This is a genomic window from Streptomyces aidingensis (assembly GCF_900112355.1).
Taxonomy (GTDB): Bacteria; Actinomycetota; Actinomycetes; order Streptomycetales; family Streptomycetaceae; genus Streptomyces; species Streptomyces aidingensis.
This window is the reverse complement of sequence record NZ_FOLM01000015.1, coordinates 86,941-100,142: the sequence shown is the minus strand read 5'-3', so window position 1 is coordinate 100,142 and position 13,202 is coordinate 86,941. Positions and strand designations below refer to the sequence as shown.

Sequence of the window (13,202 nt, the reverse complement as noted above, 5' to 3'; positions counted from 1 at the left end):
GGTGATGCCACCGGCTCACGGTCTCTGGACTGCCATGCTGGGTGCCCGGCCCCATCCGAATTGGGCGTGTGCGCGGCCGGCGGCGATGTGGGCGAGGGCTGCCGCGTGGTAGGGGACGGTGTTCTCGGGAATCGCGTCGAGGTCGTACCAGCCGATGCCTGCGCATTTGTGGGGTTCGGCGTTGTGGGGTTCGCCCTCCCAGGATGTGGCGCGGTAGAAGACGCCGAGGCGCGGTTCTTCCCCGGGCGCCCGGTGGTCGATGAAGTGGACCAGCTCCAGGTGCTCGGGGCGGACCCGGACGCCGATCTCCTCCAGCCCTTCGCGGGCGGCTCCCTCGTCGGTCGGCTCACCGGCTTCGAGGTGGCCGCTGGGGACCTGCCACAGTCCGGAGGCGTATCCGCCCCGGCGCAGGGTCAGGAAGACCTGGCGGTCGCGGACGAGGAGAAGGTGGACGTCACAGATGCGGCGGTGACGTGCGGTGGAGAGGGAGGCCACGGTGATGAGCGCTTTCGTATGGGGTTGGTGAGGCTCCGATTATGGCCACGCCCGGTGATCGGGAACGGCCATGGTCCCCCACATGGCGGGCGGTGGTCAGGACGGCTCGGTGCGCAGGAACTCCTGGGCTGCCTCCAGCTGTCGGCGGGCGGTGGCGGCGATGCGGCGGGGCAGTCGGGAGAAGAATTCGGCGTGCACGGTGCGGGTCCTCTTCTCCCAGCTCCAGGTGCCGACGATCCGTCCGGCGACGGTGATGGCCGCGCGGACCTCTCCAATGGGGTTGAAGGCACGTGCGGTGTGCGCGGGGTCGTGGTAGCGGGCGCGGGTGGTGAAGTAGCCCTTGCACGTGGGGTCCTCGAAGGCCAGCAGCCGGACGTGATCGTGAGGCAGCGGTGGCGTGGCGCGGATCCGGTCCAGGTCCTCGCTCAGGACGAGCAGGGTCTCCGGCAGGCCCGCCACCCGCACGGGGGTGATCTCGCGGCGGATCGCCGCCAGGGCGGGGGTGATCTCGGAGCGGGTGAGCCCGGACCACCACAGCAGGTCGCTCTCGGCGGCGGGGCCGTAGGCGCGCAGGTAGCGGCGGACCAGAGCGACGGTCGCCGTCGCCGGTTCGGTGGCATTGAGGGTGAGACCGGGATGGAAGTGTTCCAGGAGGGCGAACTGCCGCTGCTCGCGGTGGAGGGAGGAAGCTGTGTTCCGGCACGTGAGGTGCCCGGCCTCCCAGGCCCATTTGATGCCGAGCCGGGCGGCCTCGATGCCGGCTGCGGGGTTCTGCTTGGCCAGGCGTGCGGTCAGGTCGCGGTAGCCGAGGGGGCCGCCGGCCAGGGCCTCCCGTGCCCGGTCGGCCCACAGACGGAGATCCTTGCCGGTGAGACCGTGGCGCCGGCCGGTCGCCGCGGTGGCACCCAGCCGCAGTCGCAGCGAAGCCGTGTGGGCGTCGGCGGCCTGGTCGAGGGGCCACAGGTGGAGGGTGCGGCGCATGCACCGCACCTTCAGCAGCGTGCCGCCCGGCGCGAGTGCCTGGCGGAGCTGTGCCGGGGAGAAGGTGCCGGCGAAGCGCGAGTAGGCCGTGACGTAGGGGGTCAGCAGCCGGGCCGCGTGCAGGCCCGCCTGGGCTCCGGCGAGCCCTGGAAGGTCGCGGGGTGCGGGGCCGGTGCCCCAGCCGTGGCGGTTGGCGACGGCTGCGCGCTCGACAGCCGCGGGCAGGACTGGTACCGGGGTCACTGCGATTCGCTCCTCGTGCGCTCTGCGGTGCGGCCGTGGCCGGTGGGCCGCGAGGAGCTTTGAGCGTAGTGCTCACGGTCAGGCTCCGGGGGCGGAAGTGGGAACCCGGTGCCGGTCGGGCCACAGCTCGTCGACCATTCCGGCGAGCTCCCGATAACCCGCCTCGACTTCGGCGAACTGGTCGGGGGTGCCCCACCAGTGCTTGTGGTTGTGGTGGATGTGGTACTGGGCCCAGTCGCCGTCCCAGCCCGGCCGGCTGCTGGTCCCGTGAAGGTCGAATTCGGCCGGGTGATCGTAGACGTAGGTGCCCGGCAGCGGCACGAAACGGAAGAGTGACACCCGTTCGATCCCGGGGGCGAGTTCGGCGAGGAGGTCCATGGTCTCCCGGGTGCTGGCGCGGTCCTCGCCGGGGTAGCCGTGGATGAGGAAGAGCTTGACGTGCATGCCGGCGTTCCTGGTCCAGCGCACGGCACGCCGGATGTGGTCGGGGGTGATGTTCTTCCGCATCGCCCTCAGGATGCGCGGGCTGCCGGACTCCATGCCGTACTTGACCTCCAGGCAGCCGGCGGCGGCCATGTCCCCCAGCAGGGCCTCGTCCACGGTGTCGACGCGGGAGAGTGCGGACCATTTCAGACCCAGGTCGGCGATGCCGGTACAGATGTCGCGGACCTTGCGCTTGTTGACGATGAAGTTGTCGTCGACGATCGCGAAGCCCTCGATGCCGTACCGCTCGATCATGTCCACCAGCTCCCGCCGGGCACCGGCACCGGACCGGTACTGGATGCGGGTCTGAGCCGCGGCGCAGAACCGGCAGGGGAAGGGGCAGCCCCGGCTGAACATCACGTGGGCCATGCGCAGATCGGTGGTGCTGAGCCGGTCGCTCATCACCAGGTCCTCTGGCGGCAGCAGATGGCGGGCCGGCAGCGGCAGTGCGTCGATGTCCTTCAGCAGAGTCCTCGGCCGCGTCCGGACGGCCTCGCCGCCGCGGAGGTGGCACAGGCCGGGGATGTCGGCGAAGCGCCGCGTGCGGGCCTGGGCGATCAGCTCGCGGAAGGTCTCCTCGCCCTCTCCGATGCCGACCGCGTGCGGCTCGATGTCCCGCAGGGTCTGTTCGGGATAGAAGTTCGGGTGCACCCCGCCGACCAGGATCAGCGGGTCTCCGTCGTAGCGGCTCTGCAGGCGGCAGTCCCGGATGATCCCGTAGGTCGCCGAGGACGGGATGGTGAAGGCCACGACGTCGTACCCGGTGAAGTCCCGGACGTGATCGCTGCCGCTGACCTTGACCACCCGCACGTCATGGCCGTCCGCCTCGGCCACGGCGGCCAGGTACAGCACTCCGAAGGGAGGGAATTCCTTGCGGTTCTCCTTGAACCGCGCGAGATCGAGAACCTCTGGATAGACGAGAGCGATCCGCATGGCCGCCTCCGGTGTCCGAATCCGCGTGCGTGGGCAGGCCGGCGCCCCGCCCGCTGTCCGGGGCGCCACGCGCGGAGGTGACCGCTTGACCCCACGCGCTTCCCGCCGACGGCGTGTCGCCGGCCTCCAGCGGGCTGCCGCCTCTGCCAGGACACCGCACCGCACGACCGTCCGAAAGGGGCGCGTGCAGCATCCGCGAGCTGTGAGCGCACCACGCACACCCCCTGGGCGCGCCGTGGCGCGGTGGGCCGCGCGGGCGCGGCCGGCCGACACGGTGTGACGGAACGAGACCAGGCGCACGACGCGCCCCTCCGGCCGCTCGCCGATGCGCTGCGCCAGGCCCCGGCCGGCCACCGGCTCGCCCGAAACGGACCGCCACGGCTCCTCTTCCGGCCGAACCAAGCGGTGGCCGCTTCACGCGCGTACTGCCACGCGTGCCACGCACCAAGGGGCGGGCGGCCCGCACGGACCGCCCGCCCGGCGCCACTCGTGGGCTACTCGGCGGCTGCCTTCCGGCGTCCGCCGCGCGACTTCTTCTCCGGCCGCCAGGAGCGCAGATCCGCCACCGACAGACCGCACTCCATCAGCCGGGTGTCGAGCACGGACTGGAACTCCTCGGCCGGGTTGCCGCCCCACTCCTCGTCGTACTCGCCGTACCACTGGCGGACCCAGGGCAGCACCTCGTGGAGCCCGGCGAGGAGGGGAACGAACCGGGGGTCGTCCTTCGGCCAGCCGTCGTGCTCGATCCGGTCATTGATCAGGTTGACCAGCGCGGCGGCCTGATCCCGGTGATTCCACCCGGCCCAGCCGAGCAGCAGCGAACCATCCGCGTCGGGACTGGCGCCGGGGTAGGAGATGAACCGCTCCTTGGGCACGTCCAACTTGCCCCGGTTCGACCAGTAGGAGTGCTTCAGGAAATCCGCGCCGGTGTACTTCGGCGGCACCGGGATGTCGAGCCGCTCACCCGTCTCGTCCTCCTCCCGCTGCATCTCCCACACCCGCTCCCACTGTTCGCGCTTGCGCAGCCCGGACTCCTTGCAGCGCAGGGCGGCGAGATGCGGAACGTGCTCGGCGGCGGTCACCTCGGCCAGCACGGTGGCGAGGGAAGCGTCCCGGTCGTCGAGGTGGTCGGCGGCATAGAGCGCGGCAACGGACTGCACGTCCTTGTCGTGGCGCAGGGCGTCGGCGAGCTGGTTCACGGTGAGCACGCGGGGCGTGACGAACTCGTCGCGTTCCTCGAACCACAGATCCTCCCGCTCGGCCGCGTCCAGCAGCCAGGCGCGGAGCGCGGCGGCCTCCCGCTTCTTCCACGGTTCGAGCGACCACCGCCGCTTGTACTCGGGGCGCTCGATCAGCCGGATGTCCTTGTTGTCCTCGATCAGCTTGATCCGCGCCTCGACCACCCTGCGGTACGCCTCCGGCCACTCTGCCGGAACCTCGGTGACCGGCGTGGACCCATGCCGCTCGAACCAGGCCGTCTCGGCCCCTTCGTCCCGCATCCTGCGGGCCAGCACGATCTCGAACGCCCGCTGCCCGAGGGCCACGGCCGGCAGCTCGGCATCGGTCAGATCCGCCGGATCACCCGGCAGCGTCGTCCGCACCACCTCCTCGGCGGTGAGCAACCCGTAGGAGCCGTAGACCGTCCAGTCCAGCTCCTCCTGCAACGCGATCATCCGAGCCCGGACGCGCTCCTGCGCAGCACGGGCCTCGTCCAGCGCGGCCCGCGTCGGCGTCCCCGAACCGGTGACCGCACTGGGCTCATGCGCGGCGAACTCCTGCGCAAGCGCATCCAACTCCCGCCCGAGGGCAAGCGGCAGCTCCGCAGGCAGCGGAAACTCCTGAAGCTTCGTCCCGGTGAACTCATAACGCTCCTCCCACTCCTCATCCTGAACGCCTCGCCCAAGACCGCTTCCGCCCTTGCCCTGACTGACCTGCTTCAGCCAGAAACACGCCACCGACGAGTTCAGCACCCCCAGCAGCTCCAGGTGCTGCTCCTCCGTCGCCCCTTCCGGCAACTTGATCACCGGCGCAGAACGGTTGAATACCTTCCCACCCCGATCCAGCACGAAGTGATTATGCGTCGCAATAAAGGAGAAGGGGATCACCAGAGGCGCGCGGTAACGTTTTGAGAAGAGCATTGAGTACTCGTACCACTTCAAACCGCGTTCGAGCTGCGTCTTTCCGTATGCAACACGCTCTCGCAGGACCACACGGTAAGGCCAAAGGAACCGCTTAGCAGGAAGTGAGCCAAGAGCCATCAAGGTGGATTCTTCATAAGGCCACAAGCTGACGGTAGGCTCGTTGATGCAAAAATCGCGGACTGAATCACCTTCTACCAGCGGCCGCTGGCTAACCGAATCAATATTGGCGCGCCGCAGTGCGCCTGCACCCACCATGTAGGCACTGTCTTCACGAGTCACAGCTCCGAAGCCGATCTCCGCTTTGAGCGTAGAGATTTTTCGCGAAAGTTCCTGTAGTTTCCCTTGTAGGTCTTCCGCGCCACCTCCATGGAGCGACCATGGATGCTTGGAAAAGGTCACCCTTTCTGCATCGCTTACGCTAATCCACTGCGATTCAGACCCGGGAGCCCAGACTTGCTTCTCAATGGCGAGCCAAACAGGGCCTCGTTCCCCCTCTGAAGGAATCGTCGTTTCACCACGAATACCGAGAACCGCCCGGATGCGACTTGCTTGCCGCGCCGACTGATTCCGGCCAGCCAGAATGACGGTCGGAGTGCCGTGCCCAGGAATATAGGCCCCGGAAGTGTCGATGATGTGTGTAAGTTCCACTCCAGCGAAGGTCGTCACCCTTTTAGTTTGAGGATCCTTATATGGAATACCTCCGTGAAAGAATGACTCGATGAGCACTCTCCCGAACTCTCGCTTCATGAATCCGTTCGAGGTAATCTGCCCAGTGAAGCCGCCGTCACGCCGGTTACTGTCTGCTCGAATTGCCAACTCAAAGACACGCTGCGCAAAGGGAACGGAGAGTTGATATTGACGTGAGCAAGCGAAGTAGGCATAGCGGTAGTTTTCGTTCTCCTGCTTGTCCTTGACCGTGATGTACGGCGGGTTGGCCACGACGACGTGGTAGGAGCCCCTGCCCAGGAGATCGATACTGTCGTTGTATTCCTGCACGTCCTCCGTGCGGTAGGTGAAGACCTCGCGTTCGGCATCGTCCAGGGTCGGGTCGGTGCCGCGTCCGGCTTCCCGGCCGTGGAGGAGGGAGTCGCCCGCCGCGACGCGGATAGGCAGTTCCGGCGCCCGGGACAGCTCGCGCACGCCGCATGCCTTGAGCGCGGCCACCAGCAGGCGGAAACGGGCGATAGCGACGGCGAAGGGGTTCTTGTCCACGCCGTGGACGGATTCCAGTGCCCGGCGCACGTGCGCCCAGTCTTCCGCGCCGGGTTCGGCTTCCCGCCACTTGGCGAGCAGCCGCTCGAAGAGACCGAGCAGGAAGTGACCGGAGCCGCAGGCGGGGTCGATGCAGCGCAGGCCGCGTGGCGGCTCGTCTCCCGTCCAGCCTTTCGGCTTGTGCTTCCACTCCGGGTCCAGGCCGAATTCTTCGACGGCCGGTTCCAGCGTCAGGTCGAGGATGAATTCCTCGACGAACTCCGGGGTCTGCAACAGGGCGTAGGTCTTGCGGGCGTGCTCGCTGAGGTCCTGGTACAGGTCGCCCAGGAAGCGGGTGTCCAGCTCCGGGTCCGTGAAGTTGTAGCGAACCTCGCCGTCCGCGCCACGCTCACGCCAGAAGGCCAGCAGCCCGGTGGCACCCTCGTAGGAGGGCATGACTTCCCACAGCGGGTTGTGAGTCTTGTCGAAGAGCTGGCCGGCGATGGTCGGGTGCGCGCGTGCCAGCGCTTCGAAGGACTCCACCAGCCAGTCGCGGTCGTTCTTCTCCGGGTGCTTGCGGAAGTAGGCGTCGTGACGGTCCTGGGCCTCCGCCAGCCGGTCGCCGGGGCCGGAGAGCCAGGCGTCGGGGATCAGGCCGTTGTCCTCGCAGAAGCGGACGAACACGCAGGCCAGGACCCAGGCAGCAGCGACCTGGACCAGCCGGTCCTCCCGCCACGTCTCGTACGTCACGCCGGTGCGTTCGGCCTGCTGGGCCGCCTGGTACTCGGCACGCAGCTCCTCACCGACCGCTTCTGTCTCCGTTTGCCTCCGCAGGTCGTCCGTCAGCGCTGTGACCTGCTTCTGCAAGTCTTTGAGCAGCGCCGCCTTGTCCAGCGACGCGGACGCGACCGGCGTAGCAGATGACATCGGCAAGACCTCTTTCCGCCCCAGGGTGCCCCTTGCGGCGTGCCCGCAGGCACGCCGGTCCCATCCTGCCAGCCCGGCGGGTGCGGAGACTCCCCAATGCGTCGGCTCGCGCGGACTGGCCGACCAGGGGTTCAGGAGGTGCCGAGACCGCCACCGTGGAGAGCGGACAGGAAGCCAGCCCAGCCGGCCGGCGGGAAGGTCAGCACCGGGCCGCGAGAAGCTTTGCTATCCCGGACGGGGACCGCGCCGGAGTGCGCGAAGGCAACGCAGACCTCGACGCACTGCCCGCCGTTGGACGCACTGTATGACGACGCGATCCACTCAGCGGCAGTGAGGTCAATGTCCGCAGTCATGACGTGTACTCCTTGTGCAGTGCCTTGAGCAGGGTGAGCGAGTCGTCCGGGGCCAGTGCGTTCGCCCGCAGACGGTCATAATGCCGCACAGCCTCTGCAACGAGCTTCTCCTTTTCGTACATCCTGCCTCCCTGCGGACCGTCTGCGTAATAGAGGGTGGGGGAGGATTCGAACAAGAGGAGAGTGAACGGTCCCACGTGCGCCGCGGCGGCCCCGGCCGCGTAGGTGATCACCTGGATGTCGATGTGCGGGTACTGAGCTGCCGTGATCAGGCAATCGAGCTGTTCCGCCATGACGGTGGGGCCGCCCACCACTGTGCGCAGGCACGCCTCGTGGAGGATCAGCCACAGCGTGGGTGGGTTCTCGCGTTCGATCACCTTGCGACGCACCAGCCGGGCATCGACCTTCCCCTGGATCACATCGTCCCGTGCACTCGGGAAGCCTGCGCGGAAGATCGCACGGGCGTACTCCTCGGTTTGCAGCAGACCCATGATGGCGCAGGTCGAGTAGTCCTCGATGTGGTCGGCCTTCTGCTCCCCTTCGAGGTAGGGGATGAACCAATTCGGGCTGTCCGCCTCCAGCATCCGCTTCCGCAAGCCTGCGAACAGTCCGTTCGTCCCGAAGGCCAGGTCGCAGCCCTCGGCGAACTTCTCGCTGCATGTGATCTGTCCGGACTCGACGCGGCTGACATACGCCTCGGAGTAGCCGGCGGCACGACCCAACTGCCTCTGGAGAAGTTTTCGACCCAGGCGAACTTGTCGAACATCTGCGCCAAAGCGCTGAAGCGGAGTCAAGTGCTCGGGGTTCGTCGTTTCGTCCAACGCCGTGACCTCTTCGAATGTGCTCGCGTCTGACGTACGAGCAGGTCCGTCCCTTGCCGATGGCCGTTAAAGTACCCCGTTCCCCATGGAAGTTGCGTTGTTCTGGTGAGCGAATGAGTACAGGCGGTATCGGGGGATGGCCGCAGGACCAGGCAGCGGAGTGGTGATGGATGCGCAGCAGCGGAAGACGGTGACCGGCGGCGAGGGCCGAGAGGAGCCCGAGGCCGGGGTGCAGGACGGCGGCGGCCTCCCGGAGGTGGCGGTCACCGGGGATGCGCCGACGCTGGAGGAGCTGAGCGAACGGCGGGAGGAACTGCGCGCGCGGGTCGCGGCGCACCTGCGGGCCCTGAGGAGCGGCGATGCATGAGGTCTACGGGGTGCGCCGGTTCGCCGTCGTGCTGGACACGGAACCGGACGCGGAGCCCGCGACGGTGGTCATGGAGTGTGCGGTGTGCGGGGAGTCCGGGACGCAGGTCGAGGTGGCCGTGGCCGGCTCGGAGGTGGAGCGGGCGCTGGCCCGCCGGAGGGCGGCGGAGTGGGTGAAGCGGCACCGGGACCGCAACCGGGAGCACTTCACCTACCGGCTGGTGGAGACCTCGCCCTGCCGCCTCGTCCCCGGGGACTGGCGATGACCGCCGTGCACGACGGCTACTGGTGCGAAGTCGTCGCCCGCTGTCCCGCCCTGGGCGGGGAATGGGTGCTGGGCGGTTACCGGGCCGGGACGCCCCGGCTGGCGCTGCGGTGGCTGCGCGGCCAGGCACGCCGCCTGTCCGACGCGCTGGACCCGCACCCGTGGCGCGGCGGCCCGTTCCCGGCCGAGGCGCTGTACCGCTGCGACCCGCAGGCCCCGAACCCCGGGCGGGTCTTCCGCGAGTGGATGGATGACTTGCCCTGCCACGAGCGGCAGTTGGCCGCCCTGGTGGCCGGCCGGCACATCAGTGTCACCGCCCGTGTCCCCGACCGAGTGGGCGGCCGGTGGGACGCGGAGGTCACCTACGCGCTGTCCTGCCGCCCGATCGCCCTCGCCTTCCTGACCGGTCTGACCGGCCCGACCGGCCTGACCGAGCCGTCCCGCCGTACAGCTCGGATACCCGCCCGGCCGCGCCATGCGGCGGCCTGAGCTGACAGCCCGACAGACTCCCGCCCCCTGCCGGGGACGCAACCGACCGTCCCCCACGGCACAGCACCCCCGGCAGGGGGCGGGTCACCGGGCGGTCAGCCGGCGACGCGGGGCACGCCGCCCTTGCGGCCGATGTTGAAGGCGATGCGGTACACGTCCGGCAGGTCGATGCGGCCGTCCCGGCGGCGGCGCATCACGCCGAGCGTGATCAGCTCCTCGATCAGCAGCTCCGGGTCGTCGGGGTGGCGGGGGCCGGTGCGGATGTCCTCGCTGTCGGCGTTCCCGGACGCGTCCCGGAAGGTTTCGGCCTCGCGGCGCAGCGCCTCCGACAGCCCGGCCTCCCGCCACAGCTCCACGACCGTGGCCTGCTCGATGGGCACCTGGCGGCCGGCCAGGGGTGCGGCGGCCCGCTGCACCCACGGCATGTCCTCGCCGATCTCCTTCACCCTGGTCGTCGAGGCGGTCTGCACTCCCCTGCGGATGCCCTCGTGATGCAGGGCGTACCGGTAGCCGGCGTAGGAGCCACGGGTCTCGGCCACGGCGCGGTTCAGTGCGCTGAGGAAGCTGCGCGGGCTGACCTGCTCGACCCCGTCCATCAGATGGTTGGGCAGCCAGGTGTAGGTGTTGCCCTTGCGGTAGTTGGCGCCCATGTACGGGCCGGCGATCTGGGTGAACTGGTCCTCCTGGTGCCGCTCGTCGCCGCGCAGCAGCGCGGGCGGCACCCAGCGGCGGCCGTCCGCCTCCGGCTGCCACCCGCCGGTCAGCCTGCGGAAGCGTTCCGCGTGGTGGCCGTACTCGCCACCGTGATTGCCCAGGTAGTGGAAGAGCAGGCCGTACAGGTTGGCCCGCGACCAGGTCAGGGCGGCGGCGTTGGCCGTCAGCTTGGAGGCGTCGGGGAAGCGGAGCAGCGCGCCGTCGAACATGTCCGGGCGGATGAAGACCTTGCAGCGGATGTTGCGGGTGCCCAGCCGCATCGCCAGGGCCAGCTCCAGAATGCCGCCGACCAGGCGGTCCGCCTCGGCGCGGACCCGATGCAGGCGGTCCAGGGCATCGAAGAGGATCAGGTGGGTGGTGCCGTCCTGCTGCGCCTGCCGGTCGGCCCGGTGGATGATGCGCTCGGCCGCCCCCGGGTTGGCGCGCACCCATGCCACCCGGTCGCGCCATTCGACCAGCGGGCGCAGCTCCTCCCTGCCCAGCGTGGACAGCAGCACGGTGTACCACAGGTCGTAGGGGCGGACACCGTCCTCCACCAGTTGCCACAGCACACCGGGGCCGGGGTACAGCTCCGGCTCCACGGCCGCGCCGTAGCCCGGCCAGACGGTCAGGCGGCGCAGCCGCTCGATGCCGTACTCCTCGGCGGCGACCTCCCGCAGGGTGTCGTCCAGCAGCGAGTGGTACCAGAAGGTCTTGCCGACGCCCCGCCCGCCGCGCACCACCGTGGCGTCCACATACAGGGCCGCGCGATGGCTGTCGGGGGTGAAGAGGGTGGTGAGGTTGGGCAGGATGGTGTCCGCGTCCGTGGCCTCGGGCAGTGCCGCGGCGAGCAGCTCGCGGTACTCGTCCGGTCCCAGCGGCTTGAGCATGCGCGTCCGTCCTCAGCTTTCCGGCGGGCTTTCCGATGCCGGGTTCGCGGTGATGAGCCGGCCGGCGGTGGTGAGGAAATCACGGTACGCGGCCTGCACGAAGGCCCGGTCCTGCCAGCCCGGCGTGGAGTCCGCGTCCAGCCCGATCAGACCGGGCTCGAAGAGGATGGGCACGGGGTAGTGGGGGGCCGAGTCGTCCTGGGGGGTGGGGAAGAAGGCGTCGGGATCGTCCGGGTCGGACACGTCGTCGTACAGCGCGGAGAAGCACTCCCACGCATGGTCGCGGAAGGACTCCAGGTAGGCGTCCTTGGGGCGCTGCGGCGAGTCCGGGACCATGGCGGCGACCATGCGCAGTTTCTCGCGGATCTCCCGGGCCTGGCCCGAGGTGCGCCAGGCGGCGAAGAGGTCGCCGTAGCCCTGCCAGGTCTGCCGGTTGTCCGCGCCGAAGAGCAGGGCGAGATCGCACAGCCGCGAGATGGTGACGGCGGCGATGTCGTGGATGCCGGCCCGGCTGTCCATCAGGACCACGTCGGGGCGGCGTCCGCTGTCGCCGGTGCGCCGCACGGCGTCCTCGCAGCAGCGGACCGCGTCTTCGAGCCGGTCGGCGAAGGCGGCGCCGGGGATATCGGCATACACGCGGTTGAGCTTGTCCACGTAGGAGTAGGGGACCTCCTCCGCGCCGCCGTCCGGGCCGTCGCCGTCCCGCCCCCGGGCGGGTGCCACCCAGAGTTCCCCCCGGCCGGTGGGGGGCGTGTATCCGGTGGGGGCGACCACCTCCAGGCCCTGCGCGTTGCCCACCGCGGCCTCCACCAACTGGTCGACGATCCCGTACGGGGGCAGGTGTGCCTGGTCGGCGAGGAGCGGCCCGGCCCCCGGCGCTTCGAGATCGAGGTCGACGACGAGGACGATCCGCCCTTCGTCGGCGAGGTGGCGGGCCAGCATCGCGGTGGCCGTGGTGCGCCCGACGCCGCCCCGGAAGCCGTACAGGGCGGTGCGGTGGGTGAACGAACCGTCGGTCTCCGGATCGGGGGTGGAGACGCGGGACCAGTCCTGGCCGACCACGGTGTTGTCGATCAGCCGCACGGTGCCCCGGCCGGCGGCCGGGGGTTCCGCGGGGAGCGGGACGGGCACGGCGACGGGCACGGCGTGCGGGGACTCCAGCAGTGCTTCGGCGGAGAACAGGGCCGAGGCCAGCAGCACGGGCCGCTCGGCGGCATACCGCTGGAGGCGGTCGGCCAGGCGGGTGGCCCAGGCCGCCGGACGGTCTTCCGGGACCGGCCGTCCGCGGTCGTCCACCACGAGGGAGAAGCGGCCCAGGACGTCCCGGACGAGCAGCACGTCCTGCCCTTCGGCGGCCACCTCGCCGGCGATGGCCAGGGCGCGCGGACGGGCGTCGTCGAACCGGACCGGGCCGGCGCGGAGAGTCCCGGCGGGGTGAGTCACAGCAGCCCTCCATTGATCAGGGCCTGTTGGTGCACGGTGATGATCGCGTGGGCCACGGTACGCCGTGCGGCGACGTCCTGCGCGGCGACCGCGGTGCCGTCGCGGTAGCGTTCCTCGACCGACCAGGCGTCGAAGGCCGACAGGCCGCCCAGTGCGGCTGCCGTACGGGTGGCCGACCGGCCGCGGGCGAGCAGCGCCAGGTCGGCGGCCACCCACGGCAGGTGTCCCAGATCCCGGGGCTTCCCCGTCGCCGGGTCGAGATACCACGGTCTCTTGGACCCGGGCTTTCCCTCCTTCTTCGGATTCAGGGTGACGGCGGAGGTGAACCGCAGCAGCAGGCTCTTCAGCGCGCACTCCACCGCGAAGCCGAAATGGTGGTCGGCGTTGCACAGGCGCCCGTTGTCGTGCAGCAGCACGGCATCCCAGTAGTGCCGCTCGGCGGCATGAGCGAAGTGGTGCTCTGCTGAGGTGGTCGGCACCCGAGCGAT

At 69.7% G+C, this 13,202-nt stretch carries 12 protein-coding genes; 3 read left to right on the top strand and 9 right to left on the bottom strand.

All coding sequences use genetic code 11. The features are described from left to right. Positions 1–15 precede the first annotated feature (15 nt). The 6 genes from BM242_RS23155 to BM242_RS23130 form a co-directional block, all read right to left on the bottom strand. A complete protein-coding gene (locus BM242_RS23155; RefSeq protein WP_093840848.1) occupies positions 16–495 on the bottom strand; it encodes an NUDIX hydrolase in 480 nt (159 codons plus the stop codon). A gap of 96 nt (positions 496–591) precedes the next feature. Continuing rightward, positions 592–1,719: a DNA glycosylase AlkZ-like family protein gene (locus tag BM242_RS23150; RefSeq protein WP_165984584.1), complete on the bottom strand. Its 1,128-nt coding sequence runs from the start codon at positions 1,717–1,719 to the stop codon at positions 592–594. Between the two features lie 78 nt (positions 1,720–1,797). Further along, complete coding sequence (locus tag BM242_RS23145; protein ID WP_093840846.1) at positions 1,798–3,135, bottom strand: B12-binding domain-containing radical SAM protein; 1,338 nt, start codon at positions 3,133–3,135, stop codon at positions 1,798–1,800. 494 nt (positions 3,136–3,629) lie between these two features. Beyond that, complete coding sequence (pglX, locus tag BM242_RS23140) at positions 3,630–7,394, bottom strand: BREX-2 system adenine-specific DNA-methyltransferase PglX (RefSeq protein ID WP_093840845.1); 3,765 nt, start codon at positions 7,392–7,394, stop codon at positions 3,630–3,632. 131 nt (positions 7,395–7,525) lie between these two features. Then, positions 7,526–7,747: a DUF397 domain-containing protein gene (locus tag BM242_RS23135; RefSeq protein WP_093840844.1), complete on the bottom strand. Its 222-nt coding sequence runs from the start codon at positions 7,745–7,747 to the stop codon at positions 7,526–7,528. Beyond that, entirely contained in the window at positions 7,744–8,568 is an 825-nt protein-coding gene (locus BM242_RS23130) for a helix-turn-helix domain-containing protein (RefSeq protein WP_093840843.1), read from the bottom strand. The genes BM242_RS23135 and BM242_RS23130 overlap by 4 nt, the downstream gene beginning before the upstream one ends. 136 nt (positions 8,569–8,704) lie before the next feature. Between BM242_RS23130 and BM242_RS23125 the strand changes: the two genes are divergently transcribed. The 3 genes from BM242_RS23125 to BM242_RS23115 are packed head-to-tail and all read left to right on the top strand — an operon-like array spanning position 8,705 to position 9,688. Then, entirely contained in the window at positions 8,705–8,935 is a 231-nt protein-coding gene (locus tag BM242_RS23125; RefSeq protein WP_139238410.1) for a hypothetical protein, read from the top strand. After that, a complete protein-coding gene (locus tag BM242_RS23120; RefSeq protein ID WP_093840841.1) occupies positions 8,928–9,200 on the top strand; it encodes a DUF7848 domain-containing protein in 273 nt (90 codons plus the stop codon). Before BM242_RS23125 ends, BM242_RS23120 begins: the two co-directional genes overlap by 8 nt. Next, positions 9,197–9,688 carry a hypothetical protein gene (locus tag BM242_RS23115; RefSeq protein ID WP_093840840.1) on the top strand — a complete coding sequence of 164 codons (492 nt, stop codon included), beginning with the start codon at positions 9,197–9,199 and terminating at the stop codon, positions 9,686–9,688. Before BM242_RS23120 ends, BM242_RS23115 begins: the two co-directional genes overlap by 4 nt. A 95-nt stretch (positions 9,689–9,783) precedes the next feature. Here BM242_RS23115 and BM242_RS23110 read toward each other — a convergent pair whose 3' ends face one another. The 3 genes from BM242_RS23110 to BM242_RS23100 are packed head-to-tail and all read right to left on the bottom strand — an operon-like array spanning position 9,784 to position 13,193. Continuing rightward, positions 9,784–11,271, bottom strand: coding sequence for a hypothetical protein (locus BM242_RS23110; RefSeq protein WP_093840839.1), 1,488 nt, complete (start codon positions 11,269–11,271; stop codon positions 9,784–9,786). A gap of 12 nt (positions 11,272–11,283) precedes the next feature. After that, the gene (locus BM242_RS23105) at positions 11,284–12,714 is read right to left on the bottom strand and encodes a KGGVGR-motif variant AAA ATPase (RefSeq protein WP_093840838.1); all 1,431 of its coding nucleotides are present in this window, start codon (positions 12,712–12,714) and stop codon (positions 11,284–11,286) included. Then, positions 12,711–13,193 carry a hypothetical protein gene (locus BM242_RS23100; protein ID WP_093840837.1) on the bottom strand — a complete coding sequence of 161 codons (483 nt, stop codon included), beginning with the start codon at positions 13,191–13,193 and terminating at the stop codon, positions 12,711–12,713. The genes BM242_RS23105 and BM242_RS23100 overlap by 4 nt, the downstream gene beginning before the upstream one ends. Positions 13,194–13,202 lie beyond the last annotated feature (9 nt).